A 22,678-nucleotide genomic window follows, 5' to 3' on the forward strand; every position below is an offset into this window, starting at 1 on the left:
GCAGGTGGTTAGCCTGCTTTTTTTATTTTCCTACGGATGCCCACTTAAAGCTTAATTCACCGCCATATTTGTGGATATACACATCTTTAATCGTTTCTCTTTCTAATATAGATCTGCCGCGTTGGAATACTGGCGCAATTGCTGCATCCTCAAATAAAATTTTCTCTGCTTTTAACAGTTCATTCCAACGTCCTTTTACATCTGAGCCTTCTTGCTTTGCCTTTTTAATAATGTCATCATACTGAGCATTAGAATAAGCCATTTTATTTTGTGAACCATCTGTTATAAACATATCAAGGAATGTGATTGCATCAGGAAAATCAGGTCCCCATCCAGTAAATGAAATATCAAACTGTCCACTATCTTCAAGTTTTAATTTTTGCGCAAATGGTTGCATCTTAATTGTTACTGTTAGACCTGGTAAGTTCTTTTCTAATTCTCCCTTTACATACTCACCAATTTTCTTAGATTCTTCATTATCAAAGTTTAAAAATTCTAGTTCTATTTTATCCTTACCTAATTCTTTCTTGCCTGCTTCCCAGAATTTTTTAGCTTCCTTCACATCGACTTTCGAAAGCTTTCCATTTTCTTTTCTGAAATCTTGCTTATCTGGTCCCTTAACAAAATCAGATGGTACTAAACCATAAGCTCCCTTAGAACCGTTGTTTAAAATAACCTCTCCAATACCATCTCGATCGTATGCACTAGAAATAGCCTTACGAATATTTTTGTTAGCTAATGATGGATTTTTTTGGTTAAAACGCAAGAAGAATACAGTTGGATCATTAATTGTTTTAAAGTCTTTTTGTCCTTTATATTTATCAACTAACTCCGCTGATAAACCAACTCTGTCAATCGCATTCGTATTATACAAATTAACAGCTGCTCCTGTATCTTTTACAACATTAAAGTTAACTTCTTCTAACTTCACTTCTTTTTGATCCCAATAATTTGGATTTTTCTTTAATTTGAAACTTTGTTCATGTTTCCATTCATTTAATACAAATGGACCGTTATACAGAGTTGTATTTGCTTCCAAACCAAATTTTTCTCCCTGTTCTTTCATATATTTCTCATTTAATGGGAAAAATAGTGGATACACAGTTAAATCGAGAAAGTATGGAACTGGATTATCCAATTCAACTTCTAATGTATAATCATCTATTGCTTTAACACCTAATTGATCCGGTGATAGCTCTCTTTTATTAATTTTTTCTGCATTTTTTACATCTAACATAATATATCCTGATTTTGCTGCCGTATCAGGATTAACAGCTCTTTGCCATGCATAGACAAAATCTTTTGCTGTTACAGGGTCACCATTCGACCATTTAGCGTCTTCCCGCAATTTAAACGTATATTTTTTACCATCTTCTGATTTTGTATGAGATTTTGCCACACCTGGAACTAACTTATCGCCTTTTCCAAGTCGATACAGCCCTTCCATTGTATTATTCATAACTTTTGAAGAAGCAGCATCCGAGGCAAGTGTTGTATCCATTGTCGGAATTTCAGACACTTCTGTTAGATTAATAACTTGCTTCGCACCGCTTTTCCCGCTATCCCCTTTTGCGTTTGCTTGCGGTTCATCTTTTTGATAGCTACATGCCCCTAACATCATGCTCATCGCTACTGTTGATGCTACAAAAACTGGTATCTTTTTTTTCATACTTCCACCCTCCAAAAAAATGTTAGCCCTTTCATTTTCAAACAGAAAGAAATATATATATGTTCTAATAATTCATATTATACACACAAATATATTTTTTGTATATTTATATTTCTATTTCATTAAAATTTTCTGTAAAAAAATATATCTTTGTAAACGTTTTATATTGCTGATTATCTTTACTAAAGTACCAAAAATAATTATTTTTATATTTTTCTAAATTATCAGAGAAAAATAAATTTTATATTTTATAATACTTTATGTATAATTATCCCAACCTTTTTAACATAAAATAGCAGTCCCTTCATATTAAAAATATGTAGGCTAAAATGAGTGCAAAGGATAAGAAAGTATGTTACGATACATTTTGCTAAAAATAGATATCGGTAAAGAGGGGACGGACATGACAGCAATTCAGGAAAAAAATGGGCCGACAGAGAAATTAAGTTTATTCTTATTAACATGGCCTATTTTTCTAGAAGTTTTTCTTTTTATGTTGATGGGGATCGCTGATACTTTCATGTTAAGTGCATTATCAGACGATGCTGTATCTGGGGTTGGTGCAGCGAATCAATATCTCCATATTGCGATTTTGGTATTAGAAGTCATCGGGAACGGCGCTGCTATCGTTGTATCTCAATACCTCGGTTCCAGACGCTTTATGGAAGCATCTAAAATATCAGCATTAGCCGTCACATTAAATTTAATAGTTGGGCTCGTTATAAGCGCTGGTTTTCTTTTATTTTCGAAACATATGATGCTCGCAATGAACTTACAAGGCGATGTACTAACGTATGCGCAAAACTACTTATCTATCGTCGGAGGAGCTATCTTCCTGCAAGCTATCATTAACTCATTAGCCGCAATTATCCGTGTACACGGTTTTACAAAGCAAGCGATGTTTATTTCACTCGGAATGAATATTATTCATATCGCTGGAAACTACGTACTCATTTTCGGGAAATTTGGTTTCCCTGAGCTCGGTGTACAAGGGGCTGCAATTTCTTCCGCTATCAGTCGATTGATCGCACTTATTGTTTTCTTCTGGTTACTATACCGCGTTATGGAATATCGCGTGAAATTACAATATTACTTCACTTTATCCAAAGAATACATTGGGAAAATTTTAAAAATCGGTATTCCATCTGCATTTGAACAAGTGATGTATCAAGCTTGTCAAATCGTCTTCCTTTATTACGCAACGTACTTAGGAACGGAATCATTAGCTGCTAGACAATACGCTACTAACATTTCCATGTTCACTTATTTATTTGCAATTGCGATTGGTATGGGAACAGCCATTATTATTGGCCGCCTTGTTGGTGGTGGCGAAAAGGATGAAGCATACGAACGCTTATGGAAAAGTGTAAAATGGGCGATTGGTGTAACTCTATGTATGGTCGCTCTCGTTATTACATTCCGTACACAATTAATGGGACTGTTTACAGATAATCCGCACATTATCGGGTTAGGCGCAAGTGTTCTTTTACTAAGTGTACTACTTGAAACGGGACGTACGATGAATATCGTCATCATTAATTCGCTTCGTGCAGCTGGTGATGCAAAATATCCTGTTTTAATCGGTGCATTCTCTATGGTGTTAATGAGTTTACCACTAGGTTACTTTTTCGCCTTTCATTTAGATATGGGGCTCGTTGGTATTTGGCTAGCGATCGCCATCGACGAATGGACGCGTGCCATTATTATGTTCTTCCGCTGGAAAAGCAGGGCGTGGGAACGTTACGCACTTGTGAAACCAGAAGAGCAAGACGAGATTGGTTCTGTTCAGGCACAGTAGTACTTGTTTGATCATGATGTAGTTATTAATAAATGCAATTTATATCGACTTACCGACAACTCATTTATATAGTATAGAAAAAAGCCATCCTTCCTTAATGGAAGAATGGCTTTTTTTATTATTGATAAATCTCTTTATATTTCTTATACTCTGCTTCAGAACATAGTACGAAATGTCCTGGGCGAATTTCACGCATTGTTGGCACTTCGCTACCGTAATCATGCTGCGATGGATCGTATACGATACGTTTACGATTGCGCTCATAATCTGGATCTGGTAGCGGAATTGCTGATAATAGTGATTTCGTATATGGATGAACTGGATTCGCATATAACTCTTCACTTGTTGTTAGCTCAACGATTTGACCACGGTACATTACACCGATGCGGTCACTAATGTATTTTACCATTGATAAATCATGGGCAATGAATAAGTATGTTAGACCTTTTTCTTTTTGTAGCTTTTTCAGTAAGTTTACAACTTGCGCCTGAATCGATACGTCAAGTGCTGAGATCGGCTCATCCGCAATGATAAATTCTGGTTCTACAGCAAGCGCTCGAGCGATACCGATACGCTGACGTTGTCCACCTGAGAATTCGTGCGGGAAACGGTTTGCGTGCTCTTTATTTAAACCAACTGTGTTTAATAGTTCATGAACACGGTCCATGCGCTCTTTTTTACTTTTCGCTAATCCGTGAATATCAATACCTTCTGCGATAATATCCCCTACTGTCATACGAGGATTTAATGATGCGTATGGATCTTGGAAAATCATTTGCATTTTACGGTTGAATTTCTTCAATTCTGCGCGTGATTTCTTACCATGTACGTTTTCACCATCGAACAATACTTCACCAGCAGTTGCATCATATAAACGAATAATCGTTCTTCCAGTAGTTGATTTACCACAACCTGATTCTCCTACAAGACCAAATGTTTCTCCGCGGTAAATATCAAATGAAATATCATTAACCGCTTTGACAACACCACCACTCACGTCGAAGTGCTGCTTTACATTTTTTACTTCAATTAATTTCTCACGTTGTTTAGTCATGTTGTTCACCTGCTTTCATTTGAAGAATACGTTTTTCAACGACTGCCGGCGGTTTTACTTCTGGAGCTTGCTCGTGAAGTAACCAAGTTGCCGCATAGTGTGTATCACTTACTTTAAATAAAGGTGGGTCCATTTCAAAATCAATTTTTAGTGCCTGTGGATTACGTGGTGCAAAAGCATCACCCTTTGGCGGCTTTAATAAATCCGGAGGCGTTCCAGGAATTGCATATAACTCTTCCTCTGAGCCATCTAAACTTGGCATAGATGCGATTAAGCCCCAAGTATATGGATGTTTCGGATTATAGAAAATTTCATCTACAGTTCCAATTTCAACAACTTTACCAGCGTACATAACTGCCACTCGGTCAGCAACGTTTGCTACTACACCTAAGTCATGTGTAATGAAAATAATTGCCGCTTCTGTTTTTTGCTGAATGTCTTTCATAAGTTCTAAAATTTGTGCCTGAATCGTAACGTCTAGCGCTGTTGTCGGCTCATCGGCAATTAATAATTTCGGGTTACAAGCTAACGCCATTGCAATAACTACACGCTGTCTCATACCACCTGAGAATTGGTGAGGATATTGTTTTAAACGAGCTTCTGGATTTGGAATACCTACAAGGTCGATTAATTCTAACGCAACTTTACGTGCGTCTGCTTTACTCATCCCTTGGTGTTTAATAAGGCCTTCCATAATTTGATTTCCAATTGTCATCGTTGGGTTTAATGATGTCATTGGATCCTGGAAAATCATCGCGATATCTTTACCACGTACTTGCTGCATTTCTTTTTCTGTTAATTTCGTTAAGTCACGACCTTCAAATACGATCTCACCATTTTTAATGCGTCCAGGAGGATTCGGAATTAATCCCATTAACGCTTTAGAAGTAACTGATTTCCCTGAACCAGATTCTCCTACAATCGCCAATGTCTCTCCTTTTTTCAAATCAAAAGTAACGCCGCGTACAGCTTGTACTTCACCTGCATGTGTATCAAAGGAGACTTGTAAATCTTTTACCTCTAACAATGTTTTCATCTTTGCCTCTCCCCTCTTTTACTTACGCATTTTTGGATCTAACGCATCGCGTAATCCGTCTGCCATTAAGTTAAACGCTAAAATTAATATACTGATGACAACCGCAGGGATGAACATCATATGCGGATACGTTTGAATAGATTTATAACCGTCATTTACAAGAGAACCCAGTGACGCGAATGGTGGCTGAATACCTAAACCGATGAAGCTTAAGAACGCCTCACCAAACACCGCCGTTGGAATTGTAAACATTGTCATTACGATAATTGGTCCCATTACGTTCGGGATTAAGTGTTTTACAATTAATTGTGTATTTGTTGCACCTAATGTACGAGATGCTAACACATATTCTTGGTTTTTTAATTTCAGGATTTGTCCACGAACGATACGCGACATCCCTATCCAACCTGTAATTGCCATTGCGAGTGTAATTGACCATATACCAGATCCCATAATGATTACCATTAAGATAACGATGATTAAGTATGGAATACCGTTAATAATCTCCATAATACGTTGCATAATATTATCTACTCTGCCGCCATAAAACGCTGAAATACCTCCGTATGCAACCCCAATTACTAAGTCAATTGCTGCTGCTAAAAGAGCGATATATAATGATACTCGTGTACCTTCCCATGTTCTTGTCCATAAATCACGACCAAGATCATCTGTACCAAACCAGAAATACTCTTTAATATCACGTTTTTCATATTGGTCAACACCATATTGATCTGTACCATCAAATGGTAACCAATGAACATTTTCAATAACAGGAATTTTCGGTGGCATTTTCGCACGACCTAAATCTTGCTCTTTATACGAGTGTTTACTTACCATCGGTCCAAAAATTGCTAGTAATATAATAAGGCTTAATAATACGAAACCAAACATCGCGCCTTTATGTTGGAACAAACGTCTTCTTACATCTTGCCAAAACGTTAAGCTTGGACGGGCAATGACTTCATTATCCACATTATTTTGATTGGCTTGTTGAAATAAATCTGGAGATAATTTTTGTACATCTTTCATCACTTTTTCCCTCCCGCTAAACGAATTCGAGGATCAATAATTCCGTATAAAATATCGACAATGAAAATAACTAAAATGAAGATTGCACTATAGAAAATTGTAGTTCCCATAATAACTGTATAGTCATTCACTGTAATAGATTTAACGAACTGTTCCCCTAGTCCTGGTACAGCATAAATTTGCTCAATAACTAATGTACCTGTGATTAAACCTGCAACCATTGGTCCTAAAATTGTTACTACTGGAATTAACGCGTTACGAAGTGCGTGTTTGATAATGATAACGCCTTGGCTAATCCCTTTCGCTTTTGCTGTTAAAATGTAATCGGCTTGCATAACTTCAATTAACTCGGCACGAGCGAAACGTGCGATTGTTGCAATAACTGCCATCGATAAAGCAATTGTAGGCATTACTGTAAACTCTGGTCCTTTCCAGAACGCTACTGGGAACCAACCAAGTTTTACCCCTACGAAATATTGTAGTAAAGCGGCGAATACGAATGATGGTACCGACATCCCGAGTACGGAAATAATTGTCGCTCCATAATCGACCCATGTATTGTTACGAAGTGCCGCAACGATTCCTAAAATTAAACCGATAAATGTTCCTAATATAATCGCTTGTAAACCAAGCTGTGCTGATGGTCCAATGCGATCCACAATCATATCTGTTACTGGACGGTTATCATATTGGAATGATACCCCTAAATCACCTTTTGCTAAGTTACCTAAGTAACGTGCATATTGAACTGGTACTGGATCATTTAAACCATATTTTTCAAGAATGATTTCTTTTTGTGCCGGTGATAGCTTCTCCTGATTTTTAAGCGGAGAACCCGGAAGTAATTTCATCAAAAAGAAAGTCAGCGTAGTAATTAAAAATAATGTCAAAGCCATGTACACGAAACGTTTTAATACATAACGTCCCATAGTCAAGCACCTCCCCGTTTTTCTCAAAAGCAATAAGATAGTTTAAAATATTCTTACTTTTATTTTTTTAAAATAAGAGCATATGCCCATCATAGGCATATACCCTTATTCATGATGGAAACCATTTTTAATTTTTGAGTTCAACCCACTTATAGCTAAATTCTCCGCCATATTTATGTTCTAATAGGCCAGTAATTGAGCCACGTTGTAAATATGCTTTTCCAGGTTGATATACTGGAGCAATCGCAGCATCTTCAAGCAGTTGTTTTTCCGCTTTTAATAGTGCATCCCAGCGAGCTTGTACATCAACTTCTGTTTTTGCTTTTTTAATTAAATCATCATACGCTGAATTTGCGTAATTTACTTTGTTTTGCGCATTACCTGTTGTATACATTTCAAGGAATGACATTGGATCCATATAATCTGGACTCCATCCTGCATACGACATCGCATAATCTCCACTTGCTTCAAGTTTTAATTTTTGTGCAAATGGCTGCATTTTTGTCGGAACTGTTAGACCTGGTAAGTTCTTTTCAAATTGGCCTTTTAAATACTCTCCGATTTTTTTAGCATCATCAGTATCAAAGTTTAATAGCTCTAACTCTACTTTCTCTACACCAAGTTCTTTTTTACCAGCTTCCCAATATTTTTGAGCTTCTTTAATATCCTCTTTTATAAGCTTTCCGTTCTCTTCACGGAAGTCTTTTCCATTCGGACCTTTTGCTAAGCCTTTCGGAACAAAACCATATATCCCCTCTGAACCATCGTTTAAGATAACTTTTCCGATATTTTCACGTTCAAAGGACATTGCAATTGCTTTTCGGATATTTTTATTTGCTAAAAATTTATTCTTTTCATTTAAGCGAATAAATTGTGTAGATGGCCTCTTAATCGTTTTGAAATCAGCATCTGATTTGTATTTATCTACAAACTCTGATGTTAACACTACACGATCAATTGCTTTCGTTTCATATAAATTTATAGCAGTTGAACGATCCTTAACAATATTGAAGTTTATTTCTTCAAGTTTTACTTCTTTATTTTCCCAATACGTTGGATTTTTCTTAAGTTGGAAGCTTTGTTCATGCTTCCATTCATTTAATACGAATGGACCATTATAAAGTGTCGTATTGGATTCTAATCCAAATTTTGCTCCTTGTTCTGTTACAAACTTCTCATTCAAAGGATACAATGTTGGATAGACTGTTAAACTTACAAAATAAGGAACAGGGTTATCTAATTCCACTTCAAGTGTATGATCATCAATTGCCTTTACACCAAGTTCTTCAATTGGTAATTCTTTTTTGTTAACTTTCTCCGCATTTTTAACATCAAATAGTATGTAAGCAAACTTGGCACCCGTATTTGAATCTACAGCTCTTCTCCAAGAATAAACGAAGTCTTTCGCTGTTACAGGTTCACCATTAGACCATTTCGCATCTTCACGTAATTTAAATACATACTTTTTGCCATCCTCTGATTTCTCATAAGATTTTGCGACACCTGGAACAAGTTTATCATCTTTCCCCAGACGATATAATCCCTCCATTGTATTATTCATGATGTTAGAAGATGTTGCATCTGTTGATAACGTCGTATCCATAGTTGGAATTTCAGCTGTTTCGGTTAAATTTAACACTTGTTTGTTTGAGGATTTTTCTTTTGCGCCTGCTTTATTGTCCTCTTTTTGGTAACTACAAGCCCCTAGCATACTGACTGTCAACGTCGATGCAACTAATAACGGTATCTTTTTCTTCATGTTGTGTTGCCTCCCCTACTTGCACTTCCTGTACCCTCACTTGTTAAAAAGTAGAATTGAAAGAATAATCTCCAAGTTTCTACAATTTTCATTATACATATAATATAACAATTGTGAATATAGTTTTTTGTTTTTTTGTTAAAATTTTTAATAAAATGTTTATATTTTTATTTTTTTGTAAAGGGATACGTTAACATTGATACCATCATCTTGAAATCAGACCTTTAATTGCGTATAATTTTCAAAAAATTAATTCTAGTACATATTATAGCTTTTATAGTATAATAATTCTAGTAATATTTTGACGGGGGGGAACATTTTGAATAAAGTTTTTTTTCATACTTGTATACTAATTTTCATAGCGATAATCGCTTCTAGTATTGGCGCATTCCTCATTTCATCGCAATTTTTGTTGAATTTTGTCAACATCTTGTTTTATATTGCACTGTTTTTTATTCTTATCGGCGGTTTTTTATACATATTTCAAAATGGTTTTTTCAATGTAACCATTTACGCATTCCAAAGAGTATTTGGTACGAATAAAAAGATTGACTCTTTAATTGAAGAAGTCGAGGAACCTACAGATAAGAAAGAACGTATTTATAAAACATATTCATTCAAATGGACATATCCAATTTGTATTACAGGTATCGTTCTTGGGTTGTTCTCGACCCTTATTAGCTTTACTATTTTGATGTAGTTTGCAAACACTATCCCATATGATATAATAATCAGCAAAACATTTTGTTATAAAACTTTAGTTCTTTCATATTAAAAGAGCTCAAGTAACAATAAATAAATTTATATGTATGCGATGATAAAGAAGAGTACATATTGAGGCAATTTCAGAGAGCTTGTGGTCGGTGTGAACAAGTAATTGTACAGTATGGAATGGGCTTTTGAGCACCAAACCGAACCGAAAGTAGTAGGCTTTGGCGTTATATCCAAACGTTATTATGGATTAGAGAGATTTCACAGTAGTGAAATAATTAGGGTGGTACCGCGGTCCATTCGTCCCTATAGTTTTTGGGATGAATGGGCTTTTTTGTTTGCCTTCTCTTCCCCCATCACGCATTCAATTTTAGGAGGAATTACTTATGTCAGTTATCTTTTCTGGTATTCAGCCAAGTGGAACGATTACACTTGGAAACTATTTAGGAGCAATGAAGCAGTTTACAGAGCTTCAAAATGAACACGACTGTTATTTCTGTATTGTAAACCAACATGCGATTACAGTACCTCAAGATCCCGTACAACTTCGTAAAAACATCCGCAGTCTTGCTGCACTTTATGTGGCATGTGGCATTGACCCTGAAAAAGCTACTTTATTTGTACAATCAGAAGTACCAGCACACGCTCAACTAGGTTGGATCATGCAATCTGTTGCTTACGTTGGAGAATTAGAGCGTATGACGCAATATAAAGATAAAGCTTCTGGTAGAGATTCAGTTCCAGCTGGATTACTTACGTATCCACCATTAATGGCTGCTGATATTTTACTTTACAATACTGAAATCGTGCCGGTTGGTGATGATCAAAAGCAACATATCGAATTAACACGTGACCTAGCAGAGCGTTTCAACAAACGTTACCGTGAAATCTTTACAATGCCTGAAATTCGTATTCCAAAAGTAGGAGCTCGCGTTATGTCATTAACAGAACCTACGAAAAAAATGAGCAAATCTGATCCGAATCCAAAATCAATGATTAGTATGCTTGATGAGCCAAAAACAATTGAAAAGAAAATTAAGAGTGCTGTTACTGACTCTGAAGGTATTGTGAAATTTGATAAAGAAAACAAACCTGGTATCTCTAACTTATTAACAATCTACTCTTCATTCTCTGGAAAAACAGTTGAAGAAATTGAAGCAATGTACGAAGGAAAAGGATACGGCGACTTCAAAGGCGACCTAGCGCAAGTAGTCGTAGAAGCAATTCGTCCAATCCAAGACAAATATAACGAACTAATCAACTCACCAGAACTAGACGAAATTCTAGACAAAGGTGCAGAAAAAGCAAACCGCGTTGCATTCAAACAACTACGCAAAGTAGAAAATGCAATGGGGTTAAGTAGAAAACGTAGGTAACATATAAAGCGAAGGGCTAGGAGCCGGAGCTGGATTTCATATAAAGCAGAGGGCTTGCTGCCGGAGCTAGATTACTACAAAATTAAAAAACCGCCAATTGGCGGTTTTTTAATTTACCTTTTGCTCATTTTCCATTTCCCATAACTTTTCAAAAAATGGCTGTCCTTTTACGAGACGCTCGCATAATTGTTCATGTTTCTCAGACCAGCCAGCTTTCGCTTCATCATACAGTCTAGCCCAAATATCCTCGAACTCCATATGTTGAACCGTTCCATATGCTGATGGATCCCACTCTGTGTACCAATAGCGAATCTCCGCTGTATTTTTCGTTGTATGTAATTGATCTAACGCCATAAATAATAATTGTTTCAGCTGTCTTTCTTTACGAGTCAAGCCATTCATAATGAAAGGCGATGGTGATAAAATGTGGTGTTCTTTTTCTGTTTCTTCTACTTGGAACTCATACTTTTCTGCTTGTACGTTTTCTACCATCTCATATACCATCTGCTCTTGGCGTGGTATAAGTCTGCTTTTGCGAATTGGTACATTGTAACCAATTGTGTCAATCGCAATAATTCCTTTTCCATCTGTAACAACAAAGCAATACTCTTGCTGCAAACGTTCATGATTTTTACGAATATAAGCCTTATGATGTACGTCTTCCAGCATTTTTTGCGGAAGCTCTAACAATTCGTTCTCGATGTAATGATATAATGTGGCATCTACTTTTAATAATGGCACTTGATCTAATAGCTCAATCGTATCATCTTTCCGCCATTCGTAAAAATGACAAACGTTATACCCATTCTCTTCACCTTCAAACCAATTTACCCATACATCATGTAGATATAACATTCACTACCCCTCACTTCACTACTGTTTGTACCAATCATTATGTTCATTTTTGCTTAACTTTATTCCACTTGAGGAAATATATTCTAATTATTATTTTTTCTTCTATTAATACTAAAAAAAACAGGAAATAGAGCCCCTGTTTTTTTATATATGAAATGTATTTGCTTTATTCAATATTTCTTTTGCATCTATAGATAATAAAGAAAGTGTATCTTCTCCTTCCAAAGTTACACAATCTTTGACAATATGAAATCCAAGCGCATAGCCAAGCATCTTCGGATAAGAGTGAAAGCCATTTAATAAGATGTCATGTTCCCTTGTTCCTCGTTTTATACTTATTCTTTCATGTACAACATTTTTCCAATAATAAATAGCCTCTTCTTTTGAAAGATACGCCGTCCACGGTGCATTGTTTTTTTCTGAATATCTTTCCGTCACTGCTTGCTCAGCTAGCCCTTCCATAATCATTGTATCAAGTAATGTATATTCTGTTTCTTTCGTCTCAATTTGATGTAACCTGCATATGTGATGGTATTCATGCGCCAATAACACTTTTAATTCTTCTACCGAATTCCGTCCACATACGAATAAGAAAATAACATGACGCATAGATAATCCAGCCCTACCGTTATACTCTTCTTGCACAGTTCGATTATAGGAATCTGATAATAAAATAAAGACAGGGACATCCGGACCTTTCAACCAATTTTTCAATTTATCATACTCCAGGCTCAACTCTTTCCAAATTTCCTTTTCCTCTAATTCTTTAATTTCCTTTTCCCCGCGCATGATCGGGCGATACATCCCTTTTGAAATTAAAAAGCGATACAACCTTTCTTTTGGCAACGGAATATACTTCGTAAATTTCTCACAAAGTTTCTCTGGCCGTCCATAATATAAATGTAGCCATTCAGCTGTTTCAACAATCCCCATCTTTATCCCTCCTTTTTCTTATGTATATGCTACAGGAGAAAAAGACGTAAAAATAAATAAGGAGTTTTTTCGCAATATAATGCGGAAAAACTCCTTATTTTATCTATTATTTATACGATTTAAATACTAACACTGCGTTATGACCACCGAATCCTAATGAGTTACTTAATACTGCATTTACTTCTTGGTGTCTCGCTTGATTCGGTACGTAATCTAAGTCACATTCTGGATCTGGTGTCTCATAGTTAATTGTTGGAGGAATTACTCCGTCTGTAATTGATTTAATAGAGAAAATCGCTTCAACAGCACCAGCTGCTCCTAATAAGTGACCTGTCATTGATTTCGTTGAGCTAATTGCTACTTTATACGCATGCTCACCGAAAGTTTCTTTAATTGCCATCGTTTCATATTTTTCATTCGCATCCGTACTTGTACCATGCGCATTAATGTAATCAATATCTTCTGGCTGTAGGCCTGCATCAGCTAAAGCTTGACGCATTGCACGCACTCCGCCTTCACCACCAGGAGCAGGCATTGTAATATGGAATGCATCACCAGTTGCACCGTAACCAGCGATTTCCGCGTAAATGTGAGCACCACGAGCTAATGCGTGCTCTAATTCTTCAAGAATTAAAATACCTGAACCTTCACCCATTACGAAACCGCTACGGTTTTTATCAAACGGACGGCAAGCCGTTGCTGGGTCTTCATTAAATGTTAATGCTTTCGCTGAGCTAAATCCTGCGAATGCCATACTTGTTAGCGGCGCTTCTGCTCCACCTGTAATCATTGCATCAGCATCACCACGCTGAATTGCTTTAAATGCATCACCAATTGAGTTTGCACCAGATGCACAAGCCGTTACAGAACAAGTGTTAATTCCTTTTGCTCCTGTTGCAATTGATACTTGGCCTGCTGCCATATCTGGAATCATCATCGGTACGAAGAATGGACTCACGCGGCGCGGGCCTTTCTCAGTAAAAATCTTAAATTGTTCTTCGTATGTTTCCATACCACCAATACCAGATCCAATCCATACACCAATTCGAGGTCCATTTTCTTCTGTAATTTCAAGCTTTGCATCTGCAACTGCCATTTTCGCTGCTGCTACTGCATATTGTGTAAAGCGGTCCATACGGCGCGCTTCTTTTTTATCAATATATTTCTCGACTTCAAAGTCGTTAATTTCCGCTGCTACTTTTGCTGGAAATAGTTCTGGATCAATTCTTGTAAGTCGCCCGATTCCAGATACACCCTTTTTAATGTTTTCCCATGCTGTTTCAACATCTGTTCCGACCGGTGTAACAGCTCCTAGTCCTGTAATTACGACCCTCTTTTTTTCCATACAAAATACACTCCTTTTTTTCTCTCAGTCCTTATTTACCCCAACGAAGAGCGACTGCTCCCCATGTTAATCCGCCGCCAAAACCAACAAGTATAATTAAATCACCATCTTGAATACGTCCATTTTGCAATTCCTCTACCATTGCAATCGGAATTGAAGAAGCTGATGTATTACCAAACTTTTCAATTGTCATACTCATTTTTTCTTGTGGTAAATTTAATCTCTCTCTTGCAGATTCCATAATACGAATATTCGCTTGATGCGGTACTAAGAAATCTACATCCTCTTTTGTAAGACCAGCCTTATCCAGCACGCGAAGACAAGATTCACCAAGTTGACGAACGGCAAATTTAAAGACTTCTCTGCCATTCATCATAACATACTCGTCTTGATATAGATGCTTACCGCCGCTTCCGTCTGCTCCTAATTCGAAAGATAGAACGCCTCTTCCTTCTGAAACTGCTCCCATTACGATAGCACCGGCTCCGTCTCCAAATAATACCGCTGTATTTCGATCATTCCAGTCTACAATTTTAGATAGCTTATCACTACCAACTACTAATACGTTTTTATAAGTCCCCGTTTGAATAAATTGCTGCGCTGTAATCATTCCGTACATAAAGCCAGCGCATGCTGCACCTACATCCATTGCAGCTGCATGTTTCGCTCCAATCGCTTCTTGAATGACACAAGCTACTGCTGGAAACGCACGATCTGGTGTTACTGTCGCCACTAAAATAAGATCGATATCTTCTCCGCTAACCCCTGCATCTTCAAGTGCTTTTTTTGCAGCCTCTACGGCCATATATGAAGTATCTATTGTATCATCGGCAATGCGTCTTTCTGCAATTCCCGTTCTCGTACGAATCCATTCATCGGATGTATCCATTATTTTCTCTAAATCGTGATTTGTGACTACTTTTTCTGGCACATATCTTCCGATCCCTAAAATGCCCACGTTCACATCGCAGCCCTCCGTTTTATATCAATTATTATGACTTGGTACTAATTTTAAAACATAAATGTATTTTTGTCTAGAATATATTTCGCATAAAACAGAAAGCTAACGCATTATCCACTTTATTTTTCATTAAAAGAAACAGAATCATACCTTTTCGTGTTTCATTCCAAATAAAAAGGCCCGAACCGCTTCTACTCACGATTCGAGCCTCCCCTCCATCAAAAAAGAAGGATTTTATTCTTTATCTGCTTTCCCAAGCTCATAAGCTTCGTTCATAACTTTCATTAACAACTCTAACACCGGCTGTGCCTTCTCCATATCAAGTGCAATTCCGTTATCATCTAAAATTGCCTTCGCTTCCGGTAAATGCTTCATTGCGATTTGTAAAAACTGCATGCTTTTTTCGTTCATATTATACTCTTCCTCTCCATTAAAACTTTCACATACAATAGTGTAACACGCGTGCTACTCTTCGTATAACTCTTTATATTTTTTCATGTGTGCCAGTTGCTTATTTAAACCGTATTCTAACGGAGTATTTCTTTTTATCGAAATGACTTCAATAGCCTCATCTCTTATTTCATTATTATTTTTATTTACTTTATCATCCGCGCGTAAAAGATTCATACCTTTTTCCCATAATGACTGTTTACCACTAAGTAAATTGTATATACCAAGATGCGCCCCGTTCGTTCCATTTTCCCATAAGTATTCACATACATCTTCAATATAAAGTAAATCACTTCCTTTTTCCTCACTCGTACAACGGCACTCTTTCTCGTCTAATTCTGATAAAATGAGCTGATGATACATCATAAAGGATGGTTGCCACGGTCCATATAATGTAGGAACTCGAAATACACTATATTTTAAATTCCCTTTTTTCAACCCTTCTTCTACTTTCAAAAATAGTCGCTTATTTTCGGATTCACCTGTACTACTTACTTCAATAGAAGAAATTAAATTTAACTTCACTTTTTGTTCTTCACACATTCTTATAATTCGCTTTAAATATTGTAATATGACTCTTTCATTCCGAAATCCACATTGCTGATTTGGCTCATATAAGCAAAAGTAGACAGTATCGAATCTCTCTTCCTCTACCGATCTCCATCCATCTTCATCTCTTATCGAATAATACGTAAATAACGCATTTCGCCCAATTAACAATAACTTCTCTTCATTAATTTTGGTCATACTATCGAATTCATCAAAATCAAGACCATACACTTCTACTTCTTCTACGATCATTTTATTCACAAGGTGATAACCTACAAACGTAAGTGCACCTATTATCAGCACGCGTTCCATACCACCAACCCTTTCCCTTTGAAACAAATAGCTCCTCATTTATGTATATGGGAGCTTCACAATTCTTCTTCATATTTTTTAAAGAAATCGGTCGTTTGCCTAACCATTTTATATTTCACATCTTGCAGATGGAATAAGACAGAAGTATCACATTGATTTAATTGCCTCATTTTCTCATATCTCCGCAACTGCTGTTTTCTTCCTCTTTTTTCTTGTGTTGATACGAAAATTTTAACAGGTACACAAGATGGAAGAAGCGTAAATGATTTCTTATTTATTTTTAAATCTAATTCTTCTTCTTTGGAATCATACGCCAAACTTAATTCCTTCACGAGTCTCTTGTAAAAAAACTTATGCTCTTTCTCAAAACCCACATATTCTGGTAAATCTAAACACGGATTTAACATAACAACAGAACGAATACATTCAGGATATTTGTTCATCATTTCAAGTGCCACAAGCGCTCCCATACCATCTGCCATAATGTGCATCTTCGCATTTAACGTCTCTTTTCTCAAAACAACATCATATAAACGTTTTGCCAGACGAACAGATTGATCGTTCCCCCAATGTCTTCCGTATAAATTAGAGGAAAAGACCGTGTAGCCTTGCTCAATAAGACCATGTAAGAAATAAGATTTACCCGCATGTTGTGTCCATAAACTTGTACCATTCTCAATAAAGTAGTTATAATCACCGAGGAGCATAACAGAAAATCCATTTGGCTTCTCCGGTAAATAAATGACACATGGTTCTTTTTCTAAGTAAAAAAAACGTTCCGTAATACTCATTTTTCCCCCGCCTTATTTTCTAAACATATAAAACCACTCTTTTATAATGTATGAACGGAATGCAAATTTGCGTTGAAAAATCTACAAATATTTTTCTATATTCTTTTTTCAATTGTGTTACAATAAGGACAGATTGAACGAATAGAGGTGTAAAATATGCGTTTCATTTGGGCATTAATTTGGTCGTTCTTACTTGTACATATGATGAGCTACGTAATTGGCTCTATGACTGGCGGTACATACGACTTTAACCAAGCGTCTATTTTCTCAGTTGTTCTTGCTGTATTAGTACTCGCAATTTCAGCTGCAATTCCAAACGAGCCAGTAGAACAACACTAAAAAAGAGTCCGGATTTTATCCGAACTCTTTTTTTATTTTTATTTCACATGAACGACTAATTCGTTATTTTCTACATCAACAACTACGTGACTATTGTCTGTAATTGTTCCTGCAATTAATTCTCTTGCTAATTTCGTTTCCACTTGACGTTGTACGTATCGTTTTAACGGACGAGCTCCGTACATTGGATCGAAACCAGCTTCTACAACAAATTCTTTTGCTGCATCTGTTAATTCTACTGTAATGTGACGGTCAGCTAGACGGCCTTGTAGTTCTTTTACAATTTTATCAACAATGCCTTTAATTTCATTCGTTGTAAGAGGTTTGAATAAAATAATTTCATCAACACGGTTTAAAAATTCAGGGCGGAAATGTCCTCTTAATTGCCCCATTACAAGGTCTCTTGATTCCTCTTTAATCGAACCATCTTCTTCTAATCCCTCTAGTAAATGAGCAGATCCAATATTTGAAGTCATAATAATAACTGTGTTTTTAAAGTCTACTGTTCTTCCTTGTGAATCTGTAATGCGTCCATCATCTAACATTTGTAATAAAATGTTGAATACTTCTGGATGTGCTTTTTCGATTTCGTCTAACAAAATAACTGAATATGGTTTACGTCTTACCGCTTCTGTTAATTGACCGCCCTCTTCATATCCTACATATCCAGGAGGCGCACCAATTAAGCGTGACACAGCGTGTTTCTCCATATACTCAGACATGTCAATACGAATCATTTGCTCTTCACTATCGAATAAAGACTGCGCTAACGTTTTTGCAAGTTCTGTTTTACCAACACCCGTAGGGCCTAAGAAAATGAAGGAACCAATTGGACGATTCGGGTCTTTAATACCAGCGCGTGCACGAAGAACCGCGTCTGATACTAGGCTTACTGCTTCCTCTTGTCCGATGACACGCTCTGATAAGATTTGCTCTAAGCGTAGTAATTTCTCACGTTCGCCTTCAACAAGTTTAGCAACAGGAATACCAGTCCAGCGTGAAACAATATCTGCAATTTCTTCTTCACTTACTTCCTCACGTAATAAACGATTTTCTTCTTTATTATGCGCGCCCATTTCTTCCGCTTCTTTTAATTCTTTTTCGATTGCAGGAATTTTCCCATGACGAAGTTCGGCTGCTTTATTTAAATCGTAATTACCTTCTGCTTCTTCTAATTCACGGCGCAGACGTTCTAAATGTTCACGTAAGTCACGAACTTTGTGAATGTCTTCTTTTTCTTTCTCCCATTTCGCTCTCATACCACTTGCAACTTCTTTTAAATCCGATAATTCACGTTGCAATGTTTTTAGACGCTCTTGGCTACCACGATCCGTTTCTTTTCCAAGAGCCGCTTCTTCAATTTCCAGCTGCATAATACGACGCGTTACTTCATCTAATTCTGTCGGCATAGAATCGATTTCTGTACGAATTGTTGCGCACGCTTCATCAACAAGGTCAATCGCTTTATCCGGTAAGAAGCGATCTGAAATATATCGATCTGATAAAACTGACGCTGCTACAATCGCACGGTCATGAATATTTACACCGTGATAAATTTCAAAGCGTTCTTTTAATCCACGTAATATGGAAATCGTATCTTCAACAGTTGGTTCTGCTGCTAATACTTGTTGGAAACGTCTTTCTAGTGCTGGATCTTTTTCAATATATTTACGATATTCATCTAATGTTGTCGCCCCGATACAATGCAGTTCACCACGAGCAAGCATCGGTTTTAACATATTTCCTGCATCCATCGCACCTTCTGTTTTACCAGCTCCAACGATTGTATGAAGTTCATCAATGAATAATAAAATGCGTCCTTCACTCTTTTTAATTTCATTTAATACAGCTTGCAGACGCTCTTCGAACTCACCACGGAATTTCGCACCTGCTACGAGCGCACTCATATCTAACGCAAAAATCGTTCTATCTTTCAATCCTTCAGGTACATCCTTTTTCACAATACGCTGTGCTAATCCTTCAACGATTGCTGTTTTACCAACACCTGGCTCACCAATTAAAACAGGATTGTTTTTCGTTTTACGTGAAAGAATGCGGATAACGCGTCGAATTTCACTATCTCGGCCGATAACAGGATCAATTTTCCCGGCTCTCACTTCTGCCACTAAATCACGGCCATATCTTTCTAACGCTTCATAAGTTGCTTCTGGATTTTGACTAGTCACTCTTTGATTCCCCCGAACTGTCATTAAAGACTGTAATAAGTTATCTTTCGTAATATGCAATCTTGCAAATAATTGATCTATATCGCCTTTTTCTTCGGAAAAAGCAAGCAATACATGTTCGACTGAAATGTAATCATCCTGCAGTTTTTCTGCTTCTTCCCCTGCTCTTACAAGCAGTTGTTGCAGAGCGCTCGTTACATACAATTTTCCAACTTCTGCACCGCTTCCCGTTACAGAAGGTTTCTTTTTAATTAAGCTTTCAGCGCCTTGCTTTAACGCTTCTATATCAACATTCATTTTTTGAAATATACGTACTGCTAATCCATCTTGCTCTTCTAATAATGCAAGTAATAGATGAACAGTATCCACCTCTTGGTGATGATGAGATACCGCTAAAGATTGGGCACTCATAATCGCCTCTTGTGTTTTTGTTGTCATTTGATTTAAGTCCATCTTTACAGCCCTCCAAAAGTTTGACTTTCTTTGACCTTTGATTTGATTATACGCCAACTGACTTTTTTATACAATAATTTTGCCTATGTATTTTCAAACTTATTATTGGAAAAAGAAAAAGGAAGCATTCATTATATTGTTTTAAAAATACGGTAAATGAAATTATAATGTGTAACGACAAAAAAGCCGCAATAACGATTGCGGCTTCTGTTACGGTTTTCTTTTATATGTCCACTGACGGTTATGATTCGTATTATCTGGAAACTTTTCACCGGCAGTTAATTGTACCATTTGCGGATTTTTCACCATACTTCCCGTTTCACCAATTTCTACATAAATACCATCATTCGGCGCTTTTTGTCCAGAACGAAACCTGCGATTTTGTCCCATTTTCATTCTCCTTCCATGACGTCTTTGCCTCATTAGTATATCCATTTTAAAAGAAAGGTTTTCTGTCATGTTTAGGAAACAGTACTACATCTCGTTCTTGTACATATATATGAATGACACAAGCGTAAGCAGGGATTTCTTTCCTACTTGTAGAAAAAAAAGAAACCAACCTACTCTAGGCTAGTTTCAAAGGAGAGTCAAACATATACGAGAAGATTACATGTTCATTATAAGTCTCATCACACGGGCAATGTAACCCTTTTCACAATTTGTACATAATGAAAGAAACATTGTTTGAACTTTCTAAAAAGATGTTGACTTTTCTTAATTTCCAACGATAAATAGTAGACACCGCAGCACTTTGAGACGTAAGATGGATATATAGTGAAATTTCCATCTATGGTGATTTCACCGAGTCTAACCTCTTATTTCTGCATATTAAAAACGGAAATACAGATAGATACAAAAAAATTATTATAAGAGGTGAAATTATGAACAAACAACATTTAATCGCATTAGACTTAGACGGTACTTTATTAACAGACAACAAAATAATTTCCACTCGAACGAAACATACAATTGCAAAAGCAAAGGAACAGGGACATATTGTTGTTATTTCAACAGGACGTCCATTCCGTGCTAGTTATGATTACTATAAAGAACTTGCTCTTAACACACCTATCGTAAACTTTAACGGTGCTTACGTACATCATCCTCTTGATACAAGCTGGGGAACACATCACTCTCCTCTTGAGCTAGCAACAGCGCAAGAAATTGTACGAGCTTGCTTTGATTTCGGCGTAAAAAATATATACGCGGAAGTAATGGACGATGTGTATGTTCGAGAAATTGATGAAGATAAAAAACATATTTTCGAATTCGGCTCTCCTAAGATTTTTACGGGAGACTTATTAAATATTTTAAACGATCATCCAACTTGCTTATTAATTGATGCACATGACGAGCATTCCACTGCAATTCGTCAACATTTAACGGATATGCACGCGGAAGTAATCGATCATAGAAAATGGGGCGCACCTTGGCCGATTATTGAGATTGTGAAAAGCGGATTAAATAAAGCGATTGGATTACAAAAAATTTCTAGTCATTACAACATTCCACAAGAGCGAATTATCGCTTTCGGTGACGAAGATAATGATTTTGAAATGATTGAATTTGCTGGTCACGGCATCGCAATGGGGAATGCCATCCCTGAATTAAAATCACTCGCAAACCATACGACGTTAACGAACGAAGAAGATGGAATTGCTTTATATTTAGAAGAGGTTCTTGGGTTGTAATCTAAAAATTCCCTACTTATAGTTTCCTGCCAAATGTCCATACTATAAGTAGACGCAAGAGACATCGCGTCGATTGTTTTCAGCTAAATAAAGGGGGTTTTTCGAATGGGTAAAAAGAACAAATCAAAGCGTTTTATCCAACAAGGAGCCGATGCTGTTATGAAGCATGATGCAAGATTCCCGTACAGAGGTACATTAGCTGAGGCAGAAAAGGCAAGAAGTAACTCTTCTTTTGGAGGGGTTTAAATGGGGAACTTACTATTCCAACAAGCTAGAAATGCTGTTGAAAATGCCGTATCTTGTTCAAGCGGTACTGAGCAACAAGATCTCGTATATAGAGCAAAAAATGCTTTGCAATCTGCTTACGCAAACTCTTCAACTGCTGAAAAAGTTCAGCTCCGTGAAATGCAAGAGCAATTGCAAAACATTACGAATGTACATTAAAAAAG

At 36.8% G+C, this 22,678-nt stretch carries 22 protein-coding genes and 1 other annotated feature; of the genes, 7 read left to right on the forward strand and 15 right to left on the reverse strand.

Annotated elements, in window-relative coordinates; translation table 11 throughout:
- Nucleotides 1-22: 22 nt before the first annotated feature.
- Nucleotides 23-1,669, reverse strand: coding sequence for a peptide ABC transporter substrate-binding protein (locus tag H6481_RS16340; protein ID WP_071731611.1), 1,647 nt, complete (start codon nt 1,667-1,669; stop codon nt 23-25).
- A gap of 352 nt (nt 1,670-2,021) precedes the next feature.
- Between H6481_RS16340 and H6481_RS16345 the strand changes: the two genes are divergently transcribed.
- Complete coding sequence (locus H6481_RS16345; RefSeq protein WP_003291568.1) at nt 2,022-3,467, forward strand: MATE family efflux transporter; 1,446 nt, start codon at nt 2,022-2,024, stop codon at nt 3,465-3,467.
- 118 nt (nt 3,468-3,585) lie between these two features.
- On the opposite strand, the gene H6481_RS16350 is transcribed toward H6481_RS16345, so the two are convergent.
- The 5 genes from H6481_RS16350 to H6481_RS16370 form a co-directional block, all read right to left on the reverse strand.
- Nucleotides 3,586-4,521: an ATP-binding cassette domain-containing protein gene (locus H6481_RS16350; protein ID WP_016082471.1), complete on the reverse strand. Its 936-nt coding sequence runs from the start codon at nt 4,519-4,521 to the stop codon at nt 3,586-3,588.
- A complete protein-coding gene (locus tag H6481_RS16355; RefSeq protein ID WP_000854346.1) occupies nt 4,514-5,557 on the reverse strand; it encodes an ABC transporter ATP-binding protein in 1,044 nt (347 codons plus the stop codon). The genes H6481_RS16350 and H6481_RS16355 overlap by 8 nt, the downstream gene beginning before the upstream one ends.
- An 18-nt stretch (nt 5,558-5,575) precedes the next feature.
- Nucleotides 5,576-6,592 (reverse strand): oligopeptide ABC transporter permease, encoded by a 1,017-nt coding sequence (gene opp3C / locus H6481_RS16360; protein ID WP_000974098.1) that lies wholly within the window; start codon nt 6,590-6,592, stop codon nt 5,576-5,578.
- A complete protein-coding gene (gene opp3b, locus H6481_RS16365; RefSeq protein WP_000534165.1) occupies nt 6,589-7,518 on the reverse strand; it encodes an oligopeptide ABC transporter permease in 930 nt (309 codons plus the stop codon). Before opp3b ends, opp3C begins: the two co-directional genes overlap by 4 nt.
- A 127-nt stretch (nt 7,519-7,645) precedes the next feature.
- Nucleotides 7,646-9,277: a peptide ABC transporter substrate-binding protein gene (locus H6481_RS16370; RefSeq protein WP_053565022.1), complete on the reverse strand. Its 1,632-nt coding sequence runs from the start codon at nt 9,275-9,277 to the stop codon at nt 7,646-7,648.
- A 319-nt stretch (nt 9,278-9,596) separates the two neighbouring features.
- On the opposite strand from H6481_RS16370, the gene H6481_RS16375 reads away from it, so the two are divergent.
- Together H6481_RS16375 and trpS are read left to right on the forward strand one after the other, a co-directional pair.
- Nucleotides 9,597-9,977: a DUF3899 domain-containing protein gene (locus H6481_RS16375; RefSeq protein ID WP_001044985.1), complete on the forward strand. Its 381-nt coding sequence runs from the start codon at nt 9,597-9,599 to the stop codon at nt 9,975-9,977.
- Nucleotides 9,978-10,082: 105 nt separating this feature from the next.
- Nucleotides 10,083-10,299: a binding site (T-box leader), on the forward strand.
- Nucleotides 10,300-10,374: 75 nt separating this feature from the next.
- Nucleotides 10,375-11,364, forward strand: coding sequence for a tryptophan--tRNA ligase (trpS, locus tag H6481_RS16380; RefSeq protein WP_063546790.1), 990 nt, complete (start codon nt 10,375-10,377; stop codon nt 11,362-11,364).
- 108 nt (nt 11,365-11,472) lie between these two features.
- Here trpS and H6481_RS16385 read toward each other — a convergent pair whose 3' ends face one another.
- From H6481_RS16385 to H6481_RS16415, 7 genes are all read right to left on the reverse strand, one after another.
- Entirely contained in the window at nt 11,473-12,219 is a 747-nt protein-coding gene (locus H6481_RS16385; RefSeq protein WP_000966129.1) for a YjbA family protein, read from the reverse strand.
- Nucleotides 12,220-12,363: 144 nt separating this feature from the next.
- Nucleotides 12,364-13,152, reverse strand: coding sequence for a DUF2268 domain-containing putative Zn-dependent protease (locus tag H6481_RS16390; protein WP_053565023.1), 789 nt, complete (start codon nt 13,150-13,152; stop codon nt 12,364-12,366).
- Between the two features lie 106 nt (nt 13,153-13,258).
- On the reverse strand, nt 13,259-14,497 hold the full coding sequence (fabF, locus tag H6481_RS16395; protein ID WP_000412656.1) for a beta-ketoacyl-ACP synthase II: 1,239 nt from the start codon (nt 14,495-14,497) through the stop codon (nt 13,259-13,261).
- Nucleotides 14,498-14,528: 31 nt separating this feature from the next.
- On the reverse strand, nt 14,529-15,461 hold the full coding sequence (gene fabH / locus H6481_RS16400) for a beta-ketoacyl-ACP synthase III (protein ID WP_001100533.1): 933 nt from the start codon (nt 15,459-15,461) through the stop codon (nt 14,529-14,531).
- A gap of 231 nt (nt 15,462-15,692) precedes the next feature.
- The gene (locus H6481_RS16405) at nt 15,693-15,869 is read right to left on the reverse strand and encodes a ComZ family protein (protein WP_001986215.1); all 177 of its coding nucleotides are present in this window, start codon (nt 15,867-15,869) and stop codon (nt 15,693-15,695) included.
- 54 nt (nt 15,870-15,923) lie between these two features.
- The gene (locus tag H6481_RS16410) at nt 15,924-16,796 is read right to left on the reverse strand and encodes an NAD(P)-dependent oxidoreductase (RefSeq protein ID WP_071731606.1); all 873 of its coding nucleotides are present in this window, start codon (nt 16,794-16,796) and stop codon (nt 15,924-15,926) included.
- Nucleotides 16,797-16,825: 29 nt separating this feature from the next.
- Complete coding sequence (locus tag H6481_RS16415) at nt 16,826-17,560, reverse strand: hydrolase (protein ID WP_000028690.1); 735 nt, start codon at nt 17,558-17,560, stop codon at nt 16,826-16,828.
- A gap of 156 nt (nt 17,561-17,716) precedes the next feature.
- Between H6481_RS16415 and H6481_RS16420 the strand changes: the two genes are divergently transcribed.
- The gene (locus tag H6481_RS16420) at nt 17,717-17,899 is read left to right on the forward strand and encodes a YjzD family protein (protein WP_001211116.1); all 183 of its coding nucleotides are present in this window, start codon (nt 17,717-17,719) and stop codon (nt 17,897-17,899) included.
- A 38-nt stretch (nt 17,900-17,937) separates the two neighbouring features.
- Here the strand turns inward: H6481_RS16420 and clpB are convergent, their stop codons facing one another.
- Together clpB and H6481_RS16430 are read right to left on the reverse strand one after the other, a co-directional pair.
- A complete protein-coding gene (gene clpB, locus H6481_RS16425; protein WP_182812371.1) occupies nt 17,938-20,538 on the reverse strand; it encodes an ATP-dependent chaperone ClpB in 2,601 nt (866 codons plus the stop codon).
- Between the two features lie 210 nt (nt 20,539-20,748).
- The gene (locus H6481_RS16430) at nt 20,749-20,928 is read right to left on the reverse strand and encodes a YjzC family protein (RefSeq protein WP_000531422.1); all 180 of its coding nucleotides are present in this window, start codon (nt 20,926-20,928) and stop codon (nt 20,749-20,751) included.
- 491 nt (nt 20,929-21,419) lie between these two features.
- On the opposite strand from H6481_RS16430, the gene H6481_RS16435 reads away from it, so the two are divergent.
- From H6481_RS16435 to H6481_RS16445, 3 genes are all read left to right on the forward strand, one after another.
- Nucleotides 21,420-22,229, forward strand: coding sequence for a Cof-type HAD-IIB family hydrolase (locus tag H6481_RS16435; protein WP_097987121.1), 810 nt, complete (start codon nt 21,420-21,422; stop codon nt 22,227-22,229).
- Nucleotides 22,230-22,334: 105 nt separating this feature from the next.
- Nucleotides 22,335-22,475 (forward strand): hypothetical protein, encoded by a 141-nt coding sequence (locus H6481_RS16440; RefSeq protein ID WP_000516816.1) that lies wholly within the window; start codon nt 22,335-22,337, stop codon nt 22,473-22,475.
- On the forward strand, nt 22,476-22,673 hold the full coding sequence (locus H6481_RS16445; RefSeq protein ID WP_089170600.1) for a DUF3813 domain-containing protein: 198 nt from the start codon (nt 22,476-22,478) through the stop codon (nt 22,671-22,673).
- Nucleotides 22,674-22,678: the final 5 nt, after the last annotated feature.

Source organism: Bacillus sp. ME78, from assembly GCF_903970865.1.
Taxonomy (GTDB): Bacteria; Bacillota; Bacilli; order Bacillales; family Bacillaceae_G; genus Bacillus_A; species Bacillus_A cereus.

Coding starts and splice junctions, on each gene's coding strand:
- H6481_RS16340 (WP_071731611.1), bottom strand. CDS start 1,669: ATGAAAAAAAAGATACCAGTTTTTGTAGCATCAACAGTAGCGATGAGC.
- H6481_RS16345 (WP_003291568.1), top strand. CDS start 2,022: ATGTTACGATACATTTTGCTAAAAATAGATATCGGTAAAGAGGGGACG.
- H6481_RS16350 (WP_016082471.1), bottom strand. CDS start 4,521: ATGACTAAACAACGTGAGAAATTAATTGAAGTAAAAAATGTAAAGCAG.
- H6481_RS16355 (WP_000854346.1), bottom strand. CDS start 5,557: ATGAAAACATTGTTAGAGGTAAAAGATTTACAAGTCTCCTTTGATACA.
- opp3b (WP_000534165.1), bottom strand. CDS start 7,518: ATGGGACGTTATGTATTAAAACGTTTCGTGTACATGGCTTTGACATTA.
- H6481_RS16370 (WP_053565022.1), bottom strand. CDS start 9,277: ATGAAGAAAAAGATACCGTTATTAGTTGCATCGACGTTGACAGTCAGT.
- trpS (WP_063546790.1), top strand. CDS start 10,375: ATGTCAGTTATCTTTTCTGGTATTCAGCCAAGTGGAACGATTACACTT.
- H6481_RS16385 (WP_000966129.1), bottom strand. CDS start 12,219: ATGTTATATCTACATGATGTATGGGTAAATTGGTTTGAAGGTGAAGAG.
- H6481_RS16390 (WP_053565023.1), bottom strand. CDS start 13,152: ATGGGGATTGTTGAAACAGCTGAATGGCTACATTTATATTATGGACGG.
- fabF (WP_000412656.1), bottom strand. CDS start 14,497: ATGGAAAAAAAGAGGGTCGTAATTACAGGACTAGGAGCTGTTACACCG.
- H6481_RS16405 (WP_001986215.1), bottom strand. CDS start 15,869: ATGAACGAAAAAAGCATGCAGTTTTTACAAATCGCAATGAAGCATTTA.
- H6481_RS16415 (WP_000028690.1), bottom strand. CDS start 17,560: ATGAGTATTACGGAACGTTTTTTTTACTTAGAAAAAGAACCATGTGTC.
- H6481_RS16420 (WP_001211116.1), top strand. CDS start 17,717: ATGCGTTTCATTTGGGCATTAATTTGGTCGTTCTTACTTGTACATATG.
- clpB (WP_182812371.1), bottom strand. CDS start 20,538: ATGGACTTAAATCAAATGACAACAAAAACACAAGAGGCGATTATGAGT.
- H6481_RS16430 (WP_000531422.1), bottom strand. CDS start 20,928: ATGGGACAAAATCGCAGGTTTCGTTCTGGACAAAAAGCGCCGAATGAT.
- H6481_RS16435 (WP_097987121.1), top strand. CDS start 21,420: ATGAACAAACAACATTTAATCGCATTAGACTTAGACGGTACTTTATTA.
- H6481_RS16440 (WP_000516816.1), top strand. CDS start 22,335: ATGGGTAAAAAGAACAAATCAAAGCGTTTTATCCAACAAGGAGCCGAT.
- H6481_RS16445 (WP_089170600.1), top strand. CDS start 22,476: ATGGGGAACTTACTATTCCAACAAGCTAGAAATGCTGTTGAAAATGCC.